Origin of the sequence: Thalassotalea sp. LPB0316 (assembly GCF_014898095.1) — a bacterium.
In the GTDB taxonomy this organism is placed as follows: Bacteria; Pseudomonadota; Gammaproteobacteria; order Enterobacterales; family Alteromonadaceae; genus Thalassotalea_G.
The window spans coordinates 2,304,808-2,328,663 of record NZ_CP062946.1 but is presented as its reverse complement, the minus strand read 5'-3'; the positions used below and the strand labels follow the sequence as shown (position 1 = coordinate 2,328,663).

Below are 23,856 nucleotides of genomic sequence, written 5' to 3'. Positions count from 1 at the left end.
CCTAGCCCAACAATAATAACGACCATTAGTCATTTTGTTATGAAGTTACTTCACGCAGCCCCGTCAAAACCTCATCAATGGTTTATCCCTGTTCTGGTTAGCCTGATTGCACTAATATGCTTTATCTTTGAATCACATCTCTTTGGCTCGTTAGGTTACAGCCATATGGCAATTAGTGAAGGGCAAGTTTGGCGCTTGTTAAGCGGTCATTTTTTTCATGCTAATGACAATCATCTAATAATGAATTTAATGGGCCTGTGGTGCTTATGGTTATTACACGGTGATTATTATCACTACCGAAACATGGCCGCATTATATCTCATTAGCGCTATAACGACTGGGCTTGGTATGTTCTATTTTGATCCTGATGTTGAAATTTACGTCGGCTTGTCGGGCATTTTACATGGCGTGTTGATTTGGGGTGCATTAAAAGATATCCAACACAAGTACAATATGGGTTACCTATTGCTATTTGCTACGATCGGAAAAATTGGGTTTGAGCAATACTTTGGTGCTAGCGATGAAGTGGTAAAACTTATTGAGATGAACGTTGCGGTTAACGCCCATTTATTTGGTGCGATAGGCGGTGTGCTAGCTTATTTGTTAGATGTAAAAAATAAAACAGACGCCAACAAAAAAGCCACCTAAAAGGTTAACGCCGATCAGTTAATCGTGTTTTTAGATTCCGAGCTTCGTCGGAATGACTCATAATCGTCATACCGGCGAAGGCCGGTATCTTATTTCCTAGCTTAACTAACTGGCATTACACCTAAACGGTGGCTTTTCTTTAATGGGTTAAAGTGTGTTTTCAAACAGCTTATAAATTCTGCGGTATTCATCTAACCATGAGCTTGGCTGAACGAAGCCATGCGGTTCAACCGGATAAATAGCGGTTTCAAAGTTCTCTTTTTCCAGTTCGATTAAACGCTGCACTAAACGAACGCTATCTTGGAAAAATACGTTGTCGTCAACCATCGGCGCATTAATTAACAGGGGTTTATTTAACCCCTCGGCAAAATAAATCGGTGAACTGCGCTCATATGCGATTTTATCATCTTCTGGTGTGTTTAATATGTTCGACGTATAACCGTGATTGTAATACGCCCAATCAGAAACTAATCGCAGCGCCGAGCCTGATTGGAAGGTCTCTGGCTCGTTAAATAACGCCATCAAGGTTAAGAAACCACCGTATGAACCACCATATGTCCCGATGCGGTTGCGATCTACATTGGCATTTTCCACCAACCATTCAACGCCGTCTAACATATCTTGCACTTCCGGCTTGCCCATGTGGCGATAAATCGCAGTGCGCCAATCTCGGCCGTAACCTCTTGATGCTCGATAATCCATATCGATAACTACGTAACCTTGCTGTGCCAACATCGAGTGGAACATGTACTCTCTAAAGTATCCTGACCAACCCAAGTGTGAATTTTGTAAATAACCAGCGCCATGACTAAACATGACCGCGCGATGTTTCTCTTGAGCTTGGTTAAAATTCTTTGGTAAGTAAACGCGCGAATAGATTGGCTCATCTTGATGTGAAGATGGCACAGCAACAACCGATGGCGCAACAAAAGGCATCGATTTAAACTCATCCGATACCGTATAAGTTATTTGCTGTGGCTGTGCGTTATTGGCCATGTCGATAACATATAACTCTGGCGGCATAGTCACCGTAGAGTGTTCAATTAACAGCTTTGACTCATCAGGGCTGAGTGCGTAGTCATTCATCCCGCCCATATCGGTTAACGCTTGAATTTCACCGCCTGCCGTAGCGACTTTGTATATCTCATAAATACCGGGGTGTTTAACATTAGCTTTGAAGTAAATTTCACTCTCATCTTGGCTAAGCGTCAAATCACTAACTTCATATTGACCCGAGGTAATTTGCTTAACTTTGCCTTTTAGTGATTTGGTGTACAAATGCGAGTAACCCGATTGCTCAGATAAAAAATAAAGCGTGTTGCTCTTGTTTAACCAACCAAATTCGTTAAAGGTATAGTTGATCCAAGCTTCGTCGTGTAAACGGTGCTGATTGGTCAGCTTATTCTGCAGTAAATCAACCGTTGCGATCCAACGATCTTTGTTGTCCCATGCTTCAAGCATTACGGCAACTTGATTACCATCTGCTTGCCACTTGATCGGATCCCATGTTCTCATGACATGGATATTACGCGGTGATTTTTTTGACTCATAGGTTTTGCCTTCACGCTGATAGTTTTCTTGGCGCACGCTAGCTAAAACATCCTCGTCAAATCCCGGCAGTTGATCGTAGCTCAATGGAAATTTTTGGCCTGATTTTAAATCGAGTAAAAACAGCTGCTCTTGATATTTGCGGTTGTCAGCAACCCGGTGGCGCACTTTTTCAGCCTTAATATGGCCATCGCTGGCAATATAATTTGGCATAATGTCGCTTTCATCACGGGTTGGGCCTGCTTTAGTAATACTCACTACCATCTTGTCACCTTTGGGCGATAAACTGGCGTGAACCACGCGATTACCCTTGCCTAAGTAAAACTCAGTCGTGGTAATTGAACTATTTTGCGCTTTGAGCTTGTCGGCTTGCTCTGCCCTTAAGTTGTCATTGCGCTTTTGCAGTGCAATATAATCAATTAATTCGTGCTGCTCTTGCGCAATGTAACTCAAACTCTCATCACTGCTAGGCGCTTCACTCATGACAAGGCTTGCTAGCTCAACAATGCGATTATCGCGAAGACTGTGTTGGAAAAATTTATCACCAACGCGATAGGCAACATCGCCATTGGTCAAAAACATCGCGTCACGCTCAGTAACAGAGGTATAAGTTAACTGTTGTACTTGTTGGCTCGCTAACGCTTTGACAAAAACGTTGCCACTAAAAATATACACTTCATGGGTACCCGCTTTGTTGACTTGAGCAAAACGATCAGAGGCAATGTGCATATTGGCAAGTTTGACGGTTTGCGCGCCTGCCTGCTGTGACAATGACTGCTGATATAAATCTCTTATCGGGTTACCTTCGCGCTTTTGCTGATAAAAAACCGTATTTGAATCATCTCCCCAGTACCAAGACTCAGCAGAGCGTCCCATCCAATCGGGATCTGACATAATTTTCTCAAGCGTAATAACTTTATCGCCGTTGGCTAAGTAAGCTGGTGTTGGCTGTGTTTCAACCGTTGTGGCAACACTAGCAACCGGTACATTAGCGGTATCTGTGTTGATATTAGGTGCTGACGTCGACGCACAAGCACTTAGTGATAGCGCTACGGCAATGGATAATAATTGTTTTTTCATAACCTATTCTTTTAGTTGTCCAACATGAATTGCATTGCTTTGTTAACAATCGCTTTATCTTATTTGCTCAGCGACATAGTGCAAGTGATAAACATCAACTTTTCGACTAAAGGTCGGCAATTTCGGTTTAAAACCCAACCATTAACAATCCTGTGTACTTTGATCAACAAAAGAGTCTGCTTTCAGTGACGATATTTGCTATAATCTCGCCCCTTTAAAGAATAGCGACACTATTTTTCTTTGCGTGTTCGCAACAAATTACCGGCGATTAAGGCAAGTTAATGATCCCATTACCGAAAACCACTTTGTTTGAGTATCCCAAATATTGGGCAGAATGTTATGGCAATGCGCCATTTTTGCCGATGTCTCGAGCGGAAATGGATGAGTTAGGTTGGGACAGTTGCGACATTATACTCGTAACCGGCGATGCTTACGTTGATCATCCAAGTTTTGGTATGGCTGTGATTGGCCGTATGCTTGAGTCACAAGGCTTTCGAGTCGGGATTATTGCCCAGCCCGATTGGCACTCAAAAGATGCTTTTATGGCGCTTGGTAAGCCAAACCTGTATTTTGGGGTAACCGCCGGTAATATGGACTCGATGATCAACCGCTATACCGCTGAGCGCAGAATTCGTCATGACGACGCCTACACCCCTAATAATGAAGGTGGTAAGCGCCCAGACCGCGCTGTATTAGTTTATTCTCAGCGCTGTAAAGAAGCCTACAAAGACGTACCCGTTGTGATTGGCGGCATAGAAGCAAGCCTTCGCCGCATCGCCCACTTTGATTATTGGTCTGAAAAAGTCCGCCGCTCTATTTTATTCGACGCCAAAGCTGACATTTTAATTTACGGAAATGCTGAAAGACCATTAGTTGAAGTGAGCCACCGGATTGCTCGCGGTGAAGATATCAAAGACATTACCGATGTTCGAGGCACGGCATTTATTGCCAAACAACCGTTAGCGGGTTGGCACGGTATTGACTCGAGAAATATCGATAAACCAGGCAAAATTGACCCTATTATTAGCCCTTATCAAGAGATCACACCAACGAGTTGTGATGAAAACAAAGCGCAAGATGTCGCCACAGATATTAGTAAAACCGCTCAGCCAATTCAAATTGCCGATTATCGCAATAAATCTTGGCAAGATAAGAAAAAGCCGTGGCTAACAACCTATATAAACTTACCGACATACGAGCAAGTAAAAGACAACAAGGTACTGTATGCGCATGCCTCGCGTATTTTTCACCAAGAAGTAAACCCAGGCTCAGCTAAGCCATTGGTACAAAAGCATGGCGATCGCATTATTTGGTTAAATCCACCGGCTTACCCGTTAAGTGAAGCTGAAATGGACGGCGTGTTTGGCTTGCCCTATCAACGCGTACCACACCCTGTTTATGGCGATGCCAAAATCCCAGCCTACGATATGATCAAAACATCAATTAACATCATGCGAGGTTGCTTTGGCGGTTGTACCTTCTGCTCGATTACCGAACACGAGGGCCGCATTATTCAAAGCCGATCAGAAGAAAGTATTTTACAAGAAATTGAAGATATTAAAGAGAAAGTACCGGGCTTCACCGGCGTAATCTCAGATCTAGGTGGCCCTACGGCAAACATGTACCAATTGAACTGTAAGAGCCCTAAGGCACAAGCAACGTGTCGAAAACCGTCTTGTGTTTGGCCAACCATTTGCGGCCATTTAGATACCGATCACACACCAACCATCAACCTTTATCGCAAAGCTCGCAATGTTAAAGGCATTAAAAAAGTGCTCATTGCCTCGGGCGTTCGTTACGATCTAGCAATTGAAGATCCTGAATACGTTAAAGAGCTAGCAACACATCACGTTGGCGGTTATTTAAAAATTGCCCCTGAGCACACTGAAGACGGCCCATTAAATAAAATGATGAAGCCGGGCATGGGCAGTTACCATGCTTTTAAAACGTTATTCGATAAATATTCTAAACAAGCGGGTAAAAAGCAATACTTGATCCCTTACTTCATTTCTGCGCACCCGGGCACTACAGATATGGATATGATCAATCTAGCCCTTTGGTTGAAGGAGAACGACTTCAAGCTTGATCAAGTGCAAAATTTTTATCCGTCGCCGCTCGCCAATGCGACGACCCTGTATCACACCGAAATAAATTCACTTAAAAATGTTAAACGCAACAGTGAAGCCGTGCCGGTACCCAAAGGTGGCCGCCAACGTCGTTTACACAAAGCGATTTTGCGTTACCACGATCCTGCAAACTGGCCAATTATTCGAGAGGCACTGACAAAAATGGGGCTAGCAAGAAAGCTTATCGGTTCAAAACCTGGGTGTTTAGTGCCGGCAGAAAGTAAAAGTGAAGGCAACTACCAGCACTATAAGAAAGGCGGTAAAGGTAAGAATAATGCACAAGGCTTTAAAAAAGGCGAAGGTGTAAAACGCAGCAGTAATAGCCGAGGCAAAAAAGGTTTAACGCGATTTAGTGACAACCAATTTAAGCCATCAAATAAACGAAGATAACAAACCAATGTAATTATCTAGCGCAACTGATTTACACTTAAAAAAGTTGCTCTGGCTTGGTGTTTACTATTGATAATTTGCACAGCAATAGTATCACCTCGTTTATCAACCAAGTGTCTTTGTAAGTGATTTTGACCGATCCTCTGCGTTCTTTGTGCTACAACTACGCTAGGATCGGAAACAAGCTTGTCAAATTGCGCTTTGCTAATTTTATACATAGCCACCTCAATAGTGTTTACGTCACAAATTGTTTAATAACTTGTTAAAACTTACCCAATTTCGCTGTAACAAACTGTAAATTACAACTATCACTTTGTAATGCATGCTATCGACCAATTTTAAAGTGACGTTAAGCACGCAAATCGCTATAATCGCGACCAATTTTATTGTTCAAATTGGATCTTTCATGCTCGCAGCAAATAACATTACCCAGCAGTTTGGCGCCAAGCCGCTTTTTGAAAACATTAGCCAAAAATTTGGTGGCGGTAACCGATACGGCTTAATTGGTGCAAACGGTTGTGGTAAATCAACCTTTATGAAAATTTTAGGCAGTGATTTAGAGCCAACGTCAGGTAATGTCAGCTTAGATCCTAATGAGCGCATTGGTAAATTACGCCAAGATCAATTCGCTTTTGAAGACTACTCAGTGGTTGATACTGTGATCATGGGGCATACCGAATTATGGGCTGTCAAAGAAGAGCGTGATCGCATCTATGCGCTACCAGAAATGAGCGAAGAAGAAGGTATGCGCGTTGGTGATTTAGAATCACAATACGCTGAAATGGATGGCTACAGTGCAGAGAGCCGCGCAGGTGAACTGCTAATGGGTGTTGGCATACCGGTTGAGCAACATTACGGTAAAATGAGTGAAGTTGCCCCCGGTTGGAAGCTCCGTGTATTACTCGCTCAAGCACTATTTTCAGATCCAGATATTCTGCTCTTAGACGAACCGACCAATAACTTAGATATTCACACCATTAAGTGGTTGGAAGATACGTTAAATGAACGCGATTCGACCATGATCATTATTTCTCATGATCGTCACTTCTTAAACAGTGTTTGTACCCACATGGCCGACCTCGACTACGGTGAACTTCGTGTTTATCCAGGTAATTACGATGAATATATGTTGGCTGCAACACAAGCGCGTGCTCGCTTATTAGCAGATAATGCAAAGAAAAAAGCTCAAATTGCTGAACTTCAATCTTTCGTAGCTCGCTTTAGTGCAAACGCCTCAAAAGCAAAACAAGCGACATCTCGAGCAAAACAAATCGATAAAATTCAACTTGACGAAGTCAAAGCATCGAGCCGAGTAAACCCTTTTATTCGTTTTGAGCAAGAGAAAAAGCTCTTTAGAAACGTGCTTGAAATTGAGAATCTCAACCAAGCCTATGAGGCTGACACCCCTATCCTCAAAAATATCAATTTAATGGCAGAAGTGGGTGAACGCATCGCCGTTATCGGTGAAAACGGTATTGGTAAAACCACGTTCTTAAAAGCTTTAATGAACGAAGTTACCATTGATAGTGGTGAAATAAAGTGGTCAGAAAATCACAACATCGGCTATTACGCACAAGATCATGCGCATGAATTTGAACAAGACATGACACTTTTCGACTGGATGAGTCAGTGGCGAAAAGAAGGTGATGACGAACAGGTCGTTCGCGGCTTCTTGGGTCGCCTATTATTCTCCGCCGATGATATTAAAAAGTCAGTGAAAGTACTATCGGGTGGTGAACAAGGCCGCATGTTGTTTGGTAAGCTTATGATGCAAAAACCAAATATTCTAGTAATGGACGAACCAACAAACCACTTAGACATGGAGTCAATCGAATCACTTAACTTAGCGCTTGAAAAGTTCGAAGGTTCACTAGTATTTGTTTCACACGACCGCGAGTTCGTATCAAGCTTAGCGACACGCATTATCGAACTAAAACCTAATGGTTATGTTGATTTTGCTGGTACCTATGATGAGTACCTTGCATCGCAGGATAAAAACTAACATCTTTTTATCCGTTGCTAAGCAAAAATTAAAGCCTAAATAGTTCACGCTATTTAGGCTTTTTTCTGCCCAGCTCAACGATATTAACTTTTTATTTACAATTGGCATCAGTAATAGTATAAACTTTGCACGCTAACCTAATTACATCAATAACCTGTCTAAAAAACAATTAATTAAGGAGAATAATCAATGTCGAAGCAAAAAAATGGATTTTGGGCACATATTCCAGCCAAAGAAAAGCCTGGTTTAGTTACGCTACTGTGCATTGTTGCAATAATCTGTTTATTCGGTTTAGGTGTTCAGCTAGGAAGTTTGCTCGCATAAAATAGTAATCTCCAACCTATTATTAAATACCTTCACTACTACACATAACACAAGGAGCAAAAATGGACGCTCTCTACTACATTTTTTCATGGGGCTCGCCATTAGGCTTAGCTTTATTCTTTTTCTTTTCTTGTGCCGGTGTTGGCATATTATTTTGGGGGCTTGGGCAATTCAACCGTTACCAAAACAAGCAATAACGTGACTCTATTGGTATCTATTGATAGTAATTAGCACTCGGTGAATCGAACGCGTTTTTTATTCGGTTTGGCCGTTTGCTTGAGCGCAATATATGTCAACTAACATAAACTGTTACAATCGCCCTTGTTAATAAATTGTTAATGTTAGAAGGTTGAACTATGATAAACCTCACACTAATCATTAAAAGGAACTACTATGATTTCAATTAAACAATTAACTATGGCGGTTTTGATCACAAGTGTTATTGCGACTCTGCCTATTCAAGTTTTAGCCGATGATGTCGATAAGCAAAGCATTGCTAAACTTACCCAGTATGATGACGCGTCAACAGCTACAATGGATTTTACTGTTGTTGATCATTTACTACACGCTGGTGTACTTAACATGGGCCCGTCAACCCGTGCCTATGCCAAAAAATCAAAACACACACTTGGTACGCGTTTTAAACAACACGTAGATGGTGCTACCGAAAATGAAGCAAACCGCTTCTTTTACGAACGACTCAAAAAAGATCAAGACAAAATTTTAAAGCTGAGAAAAGAATTAGAAGCTTTGCCAACGCAAACACCGTTGAATGCATACAACAGAAAAACGCAACTAGCTTATTGGTTAAACTTATATAATGTTACCGTTATCAATGAGATAGCAAGTATATATCCATTAAACAACTTGAAGCCCATTCTCCAAGGTGACGACTCAATCTTGAGTAAAAAGCTGTTGATGGTTGAAGGTACACCATTGAGCTTGAACGATATTCAATACCGCATACTCCCTGCACTCTACCCAGAAAGTGATCTATATATTTATGGGTTATATCAAGGCATTAAAGGCAGCCCAAATATTCGTCGTAAAGCTTATACCAGTGCTAATGTAGAAAAATCTCTATTTGATAATGCTACTGAATTTGTTAATTCTAATCGAGGCACTCAATTTAACGGCGGTTCTGATACCGTACGAGTCTCAAGCTTTTACCAGAGAAATGCTAACTTGTTTCCTAACTTTGAGAAAGATCTCAAAGTACACTTACAAAAATATGCTAATAATACAATTATTGAAAAAGTGAATAACGCCACTAGTTTTAAAGCGAACATTAGTAATTGGCGGGTTACTGATCTATACGGTAGCGTAACTCGTCGTGACTATGGTACTTATGTAAACACAGGTGACGGCCTAAGGTTTGCTGGAGGTAGTAAACTCTCTCAAGAACAAGTTGAGCAACTAACTAGCATCATGCGAATCCGAGCGATAAATTTTGGTGGTGGCTCTGTAACCGTAACTGACTTGCCATCAACAGAATCAGACAAATCTACAACCACTGAAAGTAGTGCTTCTGATAACTAATACCAAGTGAATTAACTATTTTTCAATAGGTATGGCACCGATTGCTAATCAATACAACTTTTGTTGATTAGCAATAAACTTTTTACGCGTAGTGAGCTACATAAGTAAAACCAGTGACTAGGAAAATAACATGAAAAAATTAAACGTTATCGTTGCGATGGGTTTTAGCCTACTAATAAGTGGCTATAGCATTGCAAATGACTGTACCTTAGCAATAAACGAGCAAGAAGCCATAAAGTGCTTAGAACGCAAGATTAAATCGTTAAAACAACAGCTCCATGAGAAAGAAAAATCAGGCTTAATACCATCAGGCGCAATAATCACCTTTCAAAGTAAATCATGCCCTATTGGTTGGCAGCCAACGCAAACCAAAAACAACATAGTAACCATTTCACCAGGACAAAATACCATAAGCTGTATTAAAAACTAAAACGTGAAATACTTGAAGATAAGCGCACTAGTTTTACCACTAATTTGTCTTGGATTACTTTGGGACCTAGCGCGCAAAGAAGTCTTTTATCTATGCGGTAATTTTGTCACAGGAACCACCCAAGCGAGTGTGGTCCGTCAACTTAATACCGCTACGTTAGCAACTTTTGAACAACATAAAATAAACGAGCTGACCGTTATCTCATTTTCTAGTGTTTTTAACGCTCATTATTACCAGTGTCAAATAAACTTCGACAATAACAATCGAGTCATTTCAGCGGATTTTATTCAATCAACTTTGTAAAAATAACACTAGCGAAAGCTAAATTTTGGACTATAGTTAAGCAAAATTTATTTTGACTAAGGATAGTCATGAAATTAACAACAGGAGTTGTCTTTGTCCTAATAGTAATAGGACATTTTATTTTCGCCGATCAATTTGGCAGATACTATTCCAAAATCCCTTTAAACCAACCATTTGACATCAACCTTAGCCAAGTTCACCGCTTTGATATTTTCATTCCAATGACACAAACCTACGATGTAAAGGTGCGTTTTGAGCGAAAAGATCAAGCATATTGGTACCTAAATTACACACTTGGCAATCTTGCAAAATACCAACAGCCCGGTATACCACTAATTGTTAGTTGGCAGCTAAAACAAGCAGAGCGAGTTATCGAATCTGATGAAATTATATCGGTCGATACATGTAAATGGACAAACGATTATGTCGATAAATGCTTAGGCTCTTTTCAAGTCAAACCTGGGCATTACCAACTCTATATTACCTTTAACAGCAGCGACAAATTCTATAGTTTACAATCAACTAAAATAAGCGTTGGCTATACTTTTAAAACAGCTCATACATGGCAAACAGAATATATTTTATGGAGTAGCCTTTTTAACTATTTTGTCGCGCCAGTTATTTTACTTTTAATTCTTGTTTTTAGTATTGCCAATCCCTTATTAAAAAAGGCCATCTCATATTACTACCGTTCAGACAAGAACAGGCGCTTGTACCAGCAAATTAAGTTTCGCGAAGAACATCAATTTTTACTCGAATATTCCAATTTAGAATATCAATTACAACAATTAGCAAGAAAAAAACGAGCACATCAAAAACAAAAAATAGTTAATCGATGGTTGAAAGTTATTAGGCGTGACGACCCACCTGATCCGTAACGAACGATTTTAGAAAAGAATTAGCTAGTATAGGTGTAGTAGCTTATATCTTCGATTAACAGGTTTAGAATTCATCTGACAAACAGCTATGAGCGATTTAGATACTTTACCAAACCCTACTACGGAGGCCGTCATCCCCTGACGTTGTTACAGGGGATCTCCTGCCATTTAGCATTGCCTTTTTTCATTAATTATTAAAAGCTCACATTGAATTTATGAGATTCCCGCATTCGCGAGAATGACATGTTTTCTTAGGTGTCTAGCAATTGGCTGACAGTGCGTAGAGCTTACCGTTTTTCCTCTACTCGAGAGTAGGTCATGTATATTCAATGCTGTTAAACGAAAAAACCCAGCCTTAGCTGGGTTCTTTCTTTTAATAGGTGTCTAGCAATGACCTACTCTCACATGGGACCTCCCACACTACCATCGGCGCAGTTGCGTTTCACTTCTGAGTTCGGCATGGGATCAGGTGGTACCACAACGCTATTGTCGCTAGACTAAAAACGTTACAATCTAGAAATCTGATATCTAATTCTATTCAAGTTCTGAGTACGTGATTTGTCTTCATACAACATGGTGTAAAACCACTTGGGTGTTGTATGGTTAAGCCTCACGGGCAATTAGTACTGGTTAGCTCAACGCCTCACAGCGCTTCCACACCCAGCCTATCAACGTTGTAGTCTCCAACGACCCTTTAGGGAGATTAAATCTCCAGTGAGAACTCATCTTAAAGCCTGCTTCCCGCTTAGATGCTTTCAGCGGTTATCAGTTCCGAACGTAGCTACCCGGCAATGCTATTGGCATAACAACCGGAACACCAGAGGTTCGTCCACTCCGGTCCTCTCGTACTAGGAGCAGCCCTCTTCAATTCTCAAACGCCCACGGCAGATAGGGACCGAACTGTCTCACGACGTTCTAAACCCAGCTCGCGTACCACTTTAAATGGCGAACAGCCATACCCTTGGGACCGACTTCAGCCCCAGGATGTGATGAGCCGACATCGAGGTGCCAAACACCGCCGTCGATATGAACTCTTGGGCGGTATCAGCCTGTTATCCCCGGAGTACCTTTTATCCGTTGAGCGATGGCCCTTCCATACAGAACCACCGGATCACTATGACCTGCTTTCGCACCTGCTCGACGTGTCTGTCTCGCAGTTAAGCTGGCTTATGCCATTGCACTAACCGTACGATGTCCGACCGTACTTAGCCAACCTTCGTGCTCCTCCGTTACGCTTTGGGAGGAGACCGCCCCAGTCAAACTACCCACCAGACAGTGTCCCCAAGCCCGCTAAGGGCCCTAGGTTAGAACATCACGCATACAAGGGTGGTATTTCAAGGATGGCTCCACACACACTGGCGTGCATGCTTCAAAGCCTCCCACCTATCCTACACATGTAGGAGCAATGTTCACTGTCAAGCTATAGTAAAGGTTCACGGGGTCTTTCCGTCTAGCCGCGGGTATACGGCATCTTAACCGCAATTTCAATTTCACTGAGTCTCGGGTGGAGACAGTGTGGCCATGATTACGCCATTCGTGCAGGTCGGAACTTACCCGACAAGGAATTTCGCTACCTTAGGACCGTTATAGTTACGGCCGCCGTTTACCGGGGCTTCGATCATGAGCTTCGCAAATGCTAACCCAATCAATTAACCTTCCGGCACCGGGCAGGCGTCACACCGTATACGTCATCTTTCGATTTTGCACAGTGCTGTGTTTTTAATAAACAGTTCCAGCCACCTGGTTACTTCGACTCTCCTATGCTTACTGAGCAAGTCATTCACATTAGAGAGCGTACCTTCTCCCGAAGTTACGGTACTATTTTGCCTAGTTCCTTCACCCGAGTTCTCTCAAGCGCCTTAGTATTCTCTACCTAACCACCTGTGTCGGTTTGGGGTACGGTTCCTATATAACTGAAGCTTAGAAGATTTTCCTGGAAGTATGGCATCAACAACTTCTGCTCCGTAGAGCATCGTCTCGTATCTCAGCCTTAAGAACCCGGATTTGCCTAAGTTCTCAGCCTACTTACTTTCACATGGACAACCAACGCCATGCTTGCCTAGCCTGCTCCGTCCCTCCATCGCATTATATAGAAGTACAGAAATATTAATCTGTTTCCCATCGATTACACCTTTCGGTCTCACCTTAGGGGCCGACTTACCCTGCCCTGATTAACATGGGACAGGAAACCTTGGTCTTTCGGCGAGGGGGTTTTTCACCCCCTTTATCGTTACTCATGTCAGCATTCGCACTTCTGATACCTCCAGCATGCTTTACAACACACCTTCAACGGCTTACAGAACGCTCCCCTACCACTCACACATAGTGTGAATCCGCAGCTTCGGTGACTAGTTTAGCCCCGTTACATCTTCCGCGCAGGCCGACTCGACTAGTGAGCTATTACGCTTTCTTTAAAGGGTGGCTGCTTCTAAGCCAACCTCCTAGCTGTCTAAGCCTTCCCACATCGTTTCCCACTTAACTAGTACTTTGGGACCTTAGCTGGCGGTCTGGGTTGTTTCCCTCTTCACTACGGACGTTAGCACCCATAGTGTGTCTCCCGGATATCACTCACTGGTATTCGGAGTTTGCAAAGGGTTGGTAAGTCGGGATGACCCCCTAGCCTTAACAGTGCTCTACCCCCAGTGGTGTTCGTCCGAGGCTCTACCTAAATAGATTTCGGGGAGAACCAGCTATCTCCCGGCTTGATTAGCCTTTCACTCCGACCCACAAGTCATCACCGCATTTTTCAACATACGTGTGTTCGGTCCTCCAGTTGATGTTACTCAACCTTCAACCTGCCCATGGGTAGATCGCCGGGTTTCGGGTCTATACCTAGCAACTGAACGCGCAGTTAACACTCGCTTTCGCTACGGCTCCCCTAATCGGTTAACCTTGCTACTAAATATAAGTCGCTGACCCATTATACAAAAGGTACGCAGTCACCCGAAGGCTTCCACTGCTTGTACGTATGCGGTTTCAGGTTCTATTTCACTCCCCTCACAGGGGTTCTTTTCGCCTTTCCCTCACGGTACTGGTTCACTATCGGTCAGTTAGGAGTATTTAGCCTTGGAGGATGGTCCCCCCATATTCAGTCAACATTTCACGTGTGCCGACCTACTCGATTTCACTTGTGTTTGTCTTCGTGTACGGGACTATCACCCTGTATCGTTGTCCTTTCCAGAACATTCCACTAACGCCCACAAGCTTAAGGGCTAATTCGCGTTCGCTCGCCGCTACTAACGAAATCTCGGTTGATTTCTTTTCCTCGGGGTACTTAGATGTTTCAGTTCTCCCGGTTCGCCTCTTTACCCTATGTATTCAGGTAAAGATAGTGCCTTATGGCACTGGGTTTCCCCATTCAGACATTCTAGGCTATAACGGTTTTTATCACCTCACCTAGACTTATCGCAGATTAACACGTCTTTCATCGCCTCTAACTGCCAAGGCATCCACCACATACGCTTAGTCACTTAACCATACAACCCCAAATAGTTTTGAGTGTTGACGAGACAAACCGCCAACTAAATGTATTCTGACATTTTCACGTACTCAATAGAGTATCTTGAATTAGAATTCTTAATTAAGCGCGACACTTAATTAAGAGGTTTTAAACAATTTCTTGTTTAAGGATATATATCAGCTTTCCAAATTGTTAAAGAGCAGTGTTTTTCTCCCTTAGCAGGGAATAAAAAACCAAATTGAAATTATCTATCTAAGCATAATTTGAATTTGGCTTCTTCCATGGACGAAGTCGTCAATCCCTATAAGAATTGGTAGGTCTGGGCAGACTTGAAAAACCAAACTGACCTCACCGCTATTTACCGCTTCGCGACGGGCTGCGCTCCAACCAAAGAGCGTCAATTCAAGCTAACCAAGGCAGTGGATATCGATATGTACGTTTGTTTGTACATGAGATATTAACTAACGCCAAGTAGCGAAGAATTTGGTAGGTCTGGGCAGACTTGAACTGCCGACCTCACCCTTATCAGGGGTGCGCTCTAACCAGCTGAGCTACAGACCTATACTTTCGTCTTAAACACTATCGTTATCAATGCAATTTGTGTGGACACTTACAAAATAAATTCTTCAAGATAAGGAGGTGATCCAACCCCAGGTTCCCCTAGGGTTACCTTGTTACGACTTCACCCCAGTCATGAATCACAAAGTGGTGACCGTCCTCCCGAAGGTTAAACTAGCCACTTCTTTTGCAACCCACTCCCATGGTGTGACGGGCGGTGTGTACAAGGCCCGGGAACGTATTCACCGTGACATTCTGATTCACGATTACTAGCGATTCCGACTTCATGGAGTCGAGTTGCAGACTCCAATCCGGACTACGACGTACTTTCTGGGATTCGCTCCACCTCGCGGTCTCGCTGCCCTCTGTATACGCCATTGTAGCACGTGTGTAGCCCATCCCGTAAGGGCCATGATGACTTGACGTCGTCCCCACCTTCCTCCGGTTTATCACCGGCAGTCTCCTTAAAGTTCCCGGCATCATCCGCTGGCAAGTAAGGATAGGGGTTGCGCTCGTTGCGGGACTTAACCCAACATTTCACAACACGAGCTGACGACAGCCATGCAGCACCTGTCTCAGAGTTCCCGAAGGCACTATTCTATCTCTAGAAAATTCTCTGGATGTCAAGGGATGGTAAGGTTCTTCGCGTTGCATCGAATTAAACCACATGCTCCACCGCTTGTGCGGGCCCCCGTCAATTCATTTGAGTTTTAACCTTGCGGCCGTACTCCCCAGGCGGTCAACTTAGCGCGTTAGCTACGCTACCCACGAATCAAGTTCACAGACAGCTAGTTGACATCGTTTACGGCGTGGACTACCAGGGTATCTAATCCTGTTCGCTCCCCACGCTTTCGTGCCTCAGCGTCAGTATTTGTCCAGGTGGCCGCCTTCGCCACTGATGTTCCTTCCAATCTCTACGCATTTCACCGCTACACTGGAAATTCCACCACCCTCTACAATACTCTAGACTGCCAGTTCGAAATGCAGTTCCGAGGTTGAGCCCCGGGATTTCACATCTCGCTTAACAATCCGCCTACGCACGCTTTACGCCCAGTAATTCCGATTAACGCTCGCACCCTCCGTATTACCGCGGCTGCTGGCACGGAGTTAGCCGGTGCTTCTTCTGTCGCTAACGTCACAGATAGCCGATATTAGCGACTACCCTTTCCTCACGACTGAAAGTGCTTTACAACCCGAAGGCCTTCTTCACACACGCGGCATGGCTGCATCAGGGTTTCCCCCATTGTGCAATATTCCCCACTGCTGCCTCCCGTAGGAGTCTGGGCCGTGTCTCAGTCCCAGTGTGGCTGATCATCCTCTCAAACCAGCTAGAGATCGTCGCCATGGTAGGCCTTTACCCCACCATCTAGCTAATCTCACTTGGGCTAATCTCTAGGCGAAAGGTCCGAAGATCCCCTCCTTTGGTCCGTAGACATTATGCGGTATTAGCAGTCGTTTCCAACTGTTGTCCCCCACCTAAAGGCATATTCCCAAGCATTACTCACCCGTCCGCCGCTCGACGCCGAAGTGCAAGCACTTCTCGTTTCCGCTCGACTTGCATGTGTTAAGCCTGCCGCCAGCGTTCAATCTGAGCCATGATCAAACTCTTCAATTAAAATCGTTTGTGTATCTGTCGATACGGCTCAATGAATTCTGTTGTACATTAAAACTTATGTAAGTTTTTATGTGAACATCAACATTGATAAATTTGCCTAACGAAACGTCAGGTCTTTATATGAATTTATTAATGTGAGTGCCCACACAAATTGCATGATAACTATTTGTTAAAGATGCCTACACGAAGTAGGTATGCCGAACCGTTCATGGATGAACGTTTTGTTCGGCGCGAGCTAACAATCGCATTCGTTGTTAGACCGCTTGCTTCAGGCCTTACCCGAAGAGAGATGCGCATTCTACGCGTCTCAGTTTTGATGTCAACACTTTTTGAAAACTTTTTTCGTTATTTTTAGAAAACTGTTTTCATAAGTTTTGTTGGCTATTTAATTCTTCTTATGACGAATTAAACGTATCAAAACTAGGCTTTCATTATTGAATGAAAGGATAAGCTCCATTTGTAAAGCTTATCAGATTTCTTCAGTAGGTTGCCCCGTTGAAGTGGATGCGCATTCTAGGGATTTTATTTGTCACGTCAACAGTTATTTTTAAGTTAACTTACTGTTCGCTTATTTTATAGACAACCTGCTCTGTAAGTTATTGATTTACGCCTTTACACCCAATTTAGGCTAAACACATTGTAGGCTTTAATTAACAATCTAGAATAGTGTTCGCTCAGCTTCCTGTACAAGTGTGATTATTGATTAACTTAGCTTAAGCACTAATTGAGCATTAATAACAAACGAAAACAACCAAAAGTTTTTTGAACGCTTATTAAAAAAAAGACGAGCTAAGCTCGTCTTTTTATCAATACCATCGATAACTAATAATTACATTGAAAGTCCGCCGTCGATTTCAACAACTCGCCCAGTAAAGAATTCATTTTCTAAAATGTATTGCACGGTGTGAGCTATTTCTTCTGCTTCACCTAAACGTCCTACCGGTTTCATTTTCTCTAAACGCTCTCGCATTTCAGGCTTCATCGCATCTGTCATCGCTGTCCGAATAACACCGGGTGCTATTGCCCCAACGCGGATGCCGTAACGGCCAAGCTCCCTCGCCCATGTAACTGTCATAGCAACCACACCCGCTTTTGAAGCTGCGTAATTTGTTTGCCCCATATTACCGTTACGAGCAATTGATGACATATTAATAATAACGCCTTTAGTGCCACCTTCAACCATATGAACTGCGGCTTCGCGACCACATAAGAAAACACCAGTAAGGTTTACGTCAATTACCGACTGAAATTGAGATAGTGGCATTTTCTTAACGACTTCACCATCTTTCGCTTTTAACAACATGCCGTCACGTAAGATACCAGCGTTGTTCACTAACACATCAATTGAACCAAAGTCTTGTTTGATTTGTTTGAAAGTCGATTCAACTTCTTGCTCGTTTGTAACATTAGCAACATAAAACTTAGCAGATGCGCCAGCTTGCTCTACTAAACCAACCGTTTCAGCCAGCAATTCTTCATTTAAGTCAATTAATGCAAACTTAGCACCTTGTTTGGCAAGACTAATTGCCATTGCACGGCCAAGCCCTTGACCACCACCGGTAATGACTATTGTTTTATTTTCTAAATCCATAATCCCGCCTTAATTCTTATTTTTATGTTCAAACATGTTAAAAATGCTTGAAAAATCTTTGCCACCATTGCCTGCCGCCGCATGCATTGCGTATAAGCTTCTGGCAAGCGCGCCCATTGGAGTTGATGATTGGCTTGCTACTGCAGTGTCCATAGCTAAACCAAGATCTTTAGCCATCAAGTCAACCATAAAGCCACCTTGATAGTCGTTAGACGATGGCACATTTTCCATGACATTCGGGCATGGGTTGTAAACATCGAGTGTCCAGTTGCTACCCGATGATTTACTCATAATATCTGATAATACTTTTGGATCTAAACCATTAGCTATACCAAGCTGCAGTGCTTCAGATGTGCCCGCCATCAATACTGATAACAACATGTTATTGCACACCTTAGCAACTTGGCCTGCGCCTAGTTCACCAGCGTGGAAGATGTTTTTACCCATATTTTCTAAAACAGGTTTTGCCTTATTAAATTGTTCATCACTACCGCCGACCATAAAGCTTAAAGTGCCAGCTGTCGCACCACCGACGCCACCGGATACTGGCGCATCAATGAATTCGATATTTTGCGCACTCAACGCTTGACCAACTGACTTTGCCGTTTGGACATCAATAGTTGAAGAGTCAATAACTAGTGTACCTGGAGCGATATGATTGATAAGGCCATTTTCAGCCAAATAAACGCCCGATACATGCTTACCTGCTGGTAGCATTGAAATGACAAATTCTGCGCCGACGACACACTCTTGAGCGCTTGGCTTTGTTGTTGCACCTTGAGCAACAAGACCGTCAACGGCTTGTTTAGATAAATCAAATACAGTAACACTGTGACCTGCTTTTACTAAATTGGCAGCCATTGGGCCACCCATATTTCCTAAACCTATAAATGCTATATTAGCCATAATAATTCCCTAATCCTTCTTTATTTGCCCAAAGACGCTAATGGATGTTCTTGTACTGACCATTTTGAGTCAAAGAACCACTCTACTGTTGCCGCATCTACGCTTTCTACATCAGTAAATCGCCATTTAGGCTGATTATCTTTATCAATAAGTAATGCCCTGACGCCTTCTTGGAATTCACCGTATTGGCCACATTTTACCGATAAGTCGAGCTCCATCCGAAAACAGTCAGCTAACGATAGGCGCTTACCTTTAATTAACTGCTGATAAACTAGGTGAGCACTGATCGCACTGCCATGTTTTAAAGAGCTTTGCGCGCGATTAAACCATTTATCTTCAACCTCTACATTGATGATGTTGTTGACGATTTCCGCCAAGCTCTCGCCTTGTGTAGTTTGGTTAATTAGCGATTGATTTGCTTTTACGAAAGTCGCTGGCATTTTACTGATGTGCGACCTTTCAAGCTCACGCATCGCATCGTTTAACTTTTCATGATTTAACGCTGTGGTATCACCCCAGTTAATCGATGTTAAAGTAGCTAACAAGGCTTGCTTTTGTTCTGCTGGAACAAAATAATCTGCCATGCCAGTATATTTAGCATCAGACGCATTAATTGAGGCGCCAGTTAAGCCTAAAAACAAACCACAATTATCTGGCATGCGGTTTAGGAACCATGTACCACCAACATCGGGGTATAAACCAATGCTGATTTCTGGCATTGCAATACGTGAGCTTTCAGTGACAATGCGATGACTCGCACCAACCATCAACCCAAGGCCACCGCCCATAACAATACCGTGCCCCCACACAATAAATGGCTTGGTATAGGTATGAATGAGATAATCTAGTTGATATTCACGAGTGAAATAGCTTTCGATTGATGGGCTAAATTCTTCGCCCGCTTCTTGCATATCATTGTAAAGCTTAACAATATCACCACCGGCACATAACGCCTTTTCACCAGCGCCTTGCAAAAACACCGCTGAAATCTCTTTGGCTTGTTGCCACGCTTCAAGCTGCGGGTATAGTAAATCTATCATATCGCCACTAAGCGCGTTTAATGATTTTGGAGAGTTTAACGTCGCGACACCAATCTTTTTACCGTTATCACAAATTAACTCTTCAAATAACACTACATCTGTCATTACTATCTCCTATTTATTTTGCCAAACCGGTGAGCGCTTTTCTAAAAAGGCATTAACACCTTCTTTTTGATCTAAGCTATCAAAGAGATCGACAAACGCGTCGCGCTCTTTTGGCAACGCTTGGCTAATAGGCATTGAACGATTCATCTGAATGAGTGATTTACATGCGGTCACCGCTACCGGGCTTTGCTTACTTACTTTGCTTGCTAGCTCAAGTGCAGCAGCTAGACCCTGACCTGATTCAACAACTTCTTCTACTAAACCAATTTGCAACGCTTTGTCAGCTTTGATGCGCTCACCACATAAAATCATGCGTTTGGTCCAGCCTTCTCCTACTAAAATATGTAGGTTTTGCGTACCGCCGGCACATGGCAATAGGCCCACGGTTGCTTCAGGCAAAGCCATTTGTGCATGGCTTTCAGCAATGCGAATATCACAGGCTAACGCAACTTCCAAACCGCCGCCCATGGCATAACCGTTAATTGCCGCAATTGATACTCCGCGAAACTGAGATAAGGTTTCAAACGCTTGACCAAACACTTCGGCCATTTCTCGTGCCACTGTTTTATCGCCCGAGGCAAACACATTTAAATCAGCACCCGCCGAAAAGAACTTCTCACCATCGCCAGTAACAACGAGCGCATAAATCTCTTTATCTTCGTTGAGCGACAACACCATGTTTTTCAAATCAGTTAAGCTCTGCTTTGTCCAGGTGTGTGCTGGCGGGTTATTAAAGGTAATAACTGCGGTATTTTTTTGTTTTTCTAATTTTAAAAATTCTGACATAACCTATCCTAAATTAACTCGCCTGCGCCTTCGGTTAGTAACCTGCGAGCAATTATCACACGCATGATCTCATTTGTGCCTTCTAAGATTTGATGAACACGTACATCACGGAAATGGCGCTCAAGTGGGTACTCTTTGATATAGCCGTAACCACCGTGAATTTGCAATGCAGCATCACACACTTCAAAACCTACATCTGTGGCAAATTGCTTAGCCATCGCACAATATGCGGTCTTTTCTGGATCGTTATTGTCAAGCTTAAACGCGGCTAATCTAACCATTTGACGCGCCGCAACTAACTTAGTCGCCATATCGGCTAACTTAAATTGCAAACCTTGGAAGGCAGCGATTGGCTTGCCAAACTGTTCGCGCTCTTGCATGTATTCACGGGCGGTATTTAATGCTTGTTGCGCAGTACCAATTGAACAGGTAGCAATGTTAATACGGCCACCATCAAGCCCTTTCATAGCAATCTTGAAACCTTCACCTTCTTCACCAAGTAGGTTCTCTACCGGCACTTTAACGTTGTCAAAGGTGATCAGTTTTGTTGGTTGAGCATTCCAACCTAATTTTTCTTCTGATTTACCATAGATGATACCTTCGCTATTAGCTGGGATCGCTAAGGTTGAAATACCCTTAGCACCTTCACCACCTGTGCGTACCATAACCACCAGCATATCAGTTTCACCGGCGCCTGAGATGAACATTTTTGAACCATTGACATGGTAAAACTCACCGTCTTTTTTGGCTGTCGTTCTTAGCGATGCTGCATCAGAGCCAGCACCTGGCTCTGTTAAACAATATGAAGCAAGTTGTTGACCTGATACCAAACCAGGACACCATTCATCTTTAAGTGCTTGTTTACCCCAAGTTGCCAACATCCACGTTGCCATGTTGTGAATAGTCATCATAGCGGTAGTCGCTGTACATCCCATGGCCAACTGCTCAAAAATAATTGATGAATCTAGGCGAGATAAACCCAAGCCACCAGCATCCTCTGGTGAGTACAAACCACAAAGCCCAAGCTCACCGGCTTGTGCAATCACTTCTTTAGGAAAAATATGTTCTGCATCCCACTTTGCTGCGTGTGGGGCAAATTCAGCGTCAGCAAATTGTTTCGCCATATCGGCAAACATCTTCTGATCTTCAGTCAATTCAAAATTCACGAGTATCCTCACTTTTGTACATTAGAAATGCACAAGGAAAGCGCCTATACCTCACATTTGTTATTTTTAGTTGAGGTATAGGCAAGTTGTAATAATAGATTTTTAGTTGAAACTAAAGCATTTCGACTGCAATAGCCGTTGCTTCACCACCGCCAATACACAGTGATGCAATACCTTTAGATAAACCGCGGTTTTTAAGTGCGTGCACTAAGGTAACAATTAAACGTGCACCACTTGCGCCAATCGGGTGACCCAATGCACAGGCACCACCATTTACGTTAACTTTTTCAATATCAAGCTCTAGTGCTTTTATTGCTAACATGGTTACCATGGCAAACGCTTCATTAATTTCAAACAAATCAACATCGTTTACCGTCCAGTTAACTTTGTCTAACAGCTTATTCATCGCACCAACCGGAGCAACGGTGAATTCAGCTGGCTCTTGTGCGTGAGTCGCATGACCAACAATTTTACACAGTGGTGTTAAACCGCGTTTTTGCGCTTCTGATAAACGCATCATGACAAGTGCTGCGGCGCCGTCTGAAATTGAACTAGAGTTTGCGGCAGTAATTGTGCCGTCTTTTTTGAACGCTGCGCGCAGTGATGGGATTTTGTCAGGACGGGCGTTGCCTGGTTGTTCGTCAGTATCAACAACCACATCGCCGCGACGATTTTTAACCGTTACCGGTGTGATTTCATTAGCAAATGCACCTGATTCAATCGCCGCATTAGCACGTGATAATGAACGCAAAGCAAATTCATCCATGGCTTCACGTGTAAAGCCTTCGCCATCTGCGGTATCTTGCGCAAAACAGCCCATTGCAACACCGTCATAGGCGTTTTCTAAACCGTCCATCATCATGTGATCCATGACTTGGCTGTGGCCCATACGCATACCTTGGCGACCTTGCGGTAACATGTAAGGCGCGTTAGTCATGCTCTCCATACCACCTGCAATCGCAACATCAATGCTACCAGCGGCGATAGAATCATGAGCAAACATTGCCGCTTTCATGCCTGAGCCACATACTTTATTAATCGTTGTACAAACCGTAGAAAGCGCCAAATCTGCCCCTAATGCAGCTTGGCGAGCAGGCGCTTGTTTTAAACCGGCAGGTAAAACACACCCCATAACCACTTCATCGATATCATTTGATGATAGTTTAGCTTGTTCAACAGCGGCTTTGATTGCAACAGCACCTAATTGCGGTGATGTTACCGATGAAAAACATCCCATAAAACCACCCATAGGGGTACGGGCTGCGGAAACGATAACAATTGGATCTGACATGATAATTCCTCTTTTCAAGTACATTGCATCTTATTATTGATGTACTTTTTTATCTTTCTAAATAGTAAAC

15 protein-coding genes, 1 tRNA gene and 3 rRNA genes are annotated in these 23,856 nt (G+C 43.1%); 8 read left to right on the top strand and 11 right to left on the bottom strand.

Going from position 1 to position 23,856, the window contains the following annotated elements:
- The first annotated feature begins 39 nt into the window (after positions 1–39).
- Entirely contained in the window at positions 40–648 is a 609-nt protein-coding gene (gene rrtA / locus LP316_RS10310) for a rhombosortase (protein WP_193020923.1), read from the top strand.
- A 147-nt stretch (positions 649–795) separates the two neighbouring features.
- Here the strand turns inward: rrtA and LP316_RS10305 are convergent, their stop codons facing one another.
- Positions 796–3,276: a S9 family peptidase gene (locus LP316_RS10305; protein WP_193020921.1), complete on the bottom strand. Its 2,481-nt coding sequence runs from the start codon at positions 3,274–3,276 to the stop codon at positions 796–798.
- Between the two features lie 281 nt (positions 3,277–3,557).
- On the opposite strand from LP316_RS10305, the gene LP316_RS10300 reads away from it, so the two are divergent.
- The 7 genes from LP316_RS10300 (at position 3,558) to LP316_RS10280 (ending at position 11,268) form a co-directional block, all read left to right on the top strand.
- Positions 3,558–5,792 carry a YgiQ family radical SAM protein gene (locus tag LP316_RS10300; RefSeq protein ID WP_193020919.1) on the top strand — a complete coding sequence of 745 codons (2,235 nt, stop codon included), beginning with the start codon at positions 3,558–3,560 and terminating at the stop codon, positions 5,790–5,792.
- A 406-nt stretch (positions 5,793–6,198) separates the two neighbouring features.
- A complete protein-coding gene (locus tag LP316_RS10295; protein ID WP_193020917.1) occupies positions 6,199–7,794 on the top strand; it encodes an ABC-F family ATPase in 1,596 nt (531 codons plus the stop codon).
- Between the two features lie 189 nt (positions 7,795–7,983).
- Complete coding sequence (locus tag LP316_RS16085) at positions 7,984–8,118, top strand: hypothetical protein (RefSeq protein WP_264298961.1); 135 nt, start codon at positions 7,984–7,986, stop codon at positions 8,116–8,118.
- A gap of 62 nt (positions 8,119–8,180) precedes the next feature.
- Positions 8,181–8,315 (top strand): hypothetical protein, encoded by a 135-nt coding sequence (locus LP316_RS16080; protein WP_264298960.1) that lies wholly within the window; start codon positions 8,181–8,183, stop codon positions 8,313–8,315.
- A 196-nt stretch (positions 8,316–8,511) separates the two neighbouring features.
- On the top strand, positions 8,512–9,657 hold the full coding sequence (locus LP316_RS10290) for a DUF547 domain-containing protein (protein WP_193020915.1): 1,146 nt from the start codon (positions 8,512–8,514) through the stop codon (positions 9,655–9,657).
- A gap of 130 nt (positions 9,658–9,787) precedes the next feature.
- On the top strand, positions 9,788–10,087 hold the full coding sequence (locus LP316_RS10285) for a hypothetical protein (RefSeq protein WP_193020913.1): 300 nt from the start codon (positions 9,788–9,790) through the stop codon (positions 10,085–10,087).
- A gap of 371 nt (positions 10,088–10,458) precedes the next feature.
- Positions 10,459–11,268, top strand: coding sequence for a hypothetical protein (locus tag LP316_RS10280; RefSeq protein ID WP_193020911.1), 810 nt, complete (start codon positions 10,459–10,461; stop codon positions 11,266–11,268).
- A 382-nt stretch (positions 11,269–11,650) separates the two neighbouring features.
- On the opposite strand, the gene rrf is transcribed toward LP316_RS10280, so the two are convergent.
- The 10 genes from rrf to LP316_RS10230 all read right to left on the bottom strand — a co-directional run bounded on the left by rrf (position 11,651) and on the right by LP316_RS10230 (position 23,786).
- Positions 11,651–11,765 (bottom strand): 5S ribosomal RNA (gene rrf / locus LP316_RS10275).
- A 102-nt stretch (positions 11,766–11,867) separates the two neighbouring features.
- A 23S ribosomal RNA gene (locus LP316_RS10270) occupies positions 11,868–14,744 on the bottom strand.
- 468 nt (positions 14,745–15,212) lie between these two features.
- A tRNA-Ile gene (locus LP316_RS10265) sits at positions 15,213–15,289 on the bottom strand.
- A gap of 71 nt (positions 15,290–15,360) precedes the next feature.
- Positions 15,361–16,901, bottom strand: a 16S ribosomal RNA gene (locus tag LP316_RS10260).
- The 16S, 23S and 5S rRNA genes sit together here with 1 tRNA gene alongside, the layout of an rRNA operon.
- 829 nt (positions 16,902–17,730) lie before the next feature.
- Positions 17,731–18,492, bottom strand: coding sequence for an SDR family oxidoreductase (locus tag LP316_RS10255; protein WP_193020909.1), 762 nt, complete (start codon positions 18,490–18,492; stop codon positions 17,731–17,733).
- Between the two features lie 9 nt (positions 18,493–18,501).
- A complete protein-coding gene (mmsB, locus tag LP316_RS10250) occupies positions 18,502–19,398 on the bottom strand; it encodes a 3-hydroxyisobutyrate dehydrogenase (protein ID WP_193020907.1) in 897 nt (298 codons plus the stop codon).
- Positions 19,399–19,418: 20 nt separating this feature from the next.
- Positions 19,419–20,543, bottom strand: a complete 1,125-nt coding sequence (locus tag LP316_RS10245) for an enoyl-CoA hydratase/isomerase family protein (protein ID WP_193020905.1) — start codon at positions 20,541–20,543, stop codon at positions 19,419–19,421.
- Positions 20,544–20,552: 9 nt separating this feature from the next.
- The gene (locus LP316_RS10240; protein ID WP_193020903.1) at positions 20,553–21,329 is read right to left on the bottom strand and encodes an enoyl-CoA hydratase; all 777 of its coding nucleotides are present in this window, start codon (positions 21,327–21,329) and stop codon (positions 20,553–20,555) included.
- Between the two features lie 8 nt (positions 21,330–21,337).
- Positions 21,338–22,495 (bottom strand): acyl-CoA dehydrogenase family protein, encoded by a 1,158-nt coding sequence (locus LP316_RS10235; protein ID WP_193020901.1) that lies wholly within the window; start codon positions 22,493–22,495, stop codon positions 21,338–21,340.
- Positions 22,496–22,607: 112 nt separating this feature from the next.
- The gene (locus LP316_RS10230) at positions 22,608–23,786 is read right to left on the bottom strand and encodes an acetyl-CoA C-acyltransferase (protein ID WP_413470655.1); all 1,179 of its coding nucleotides are present in this window, start codon (positions 23,784–23,786) and stop codon (positions 22,608–22,610) included.
- Between the last annotated feature and the right edge of the window lie 70 nt (positions 23,787–23,856).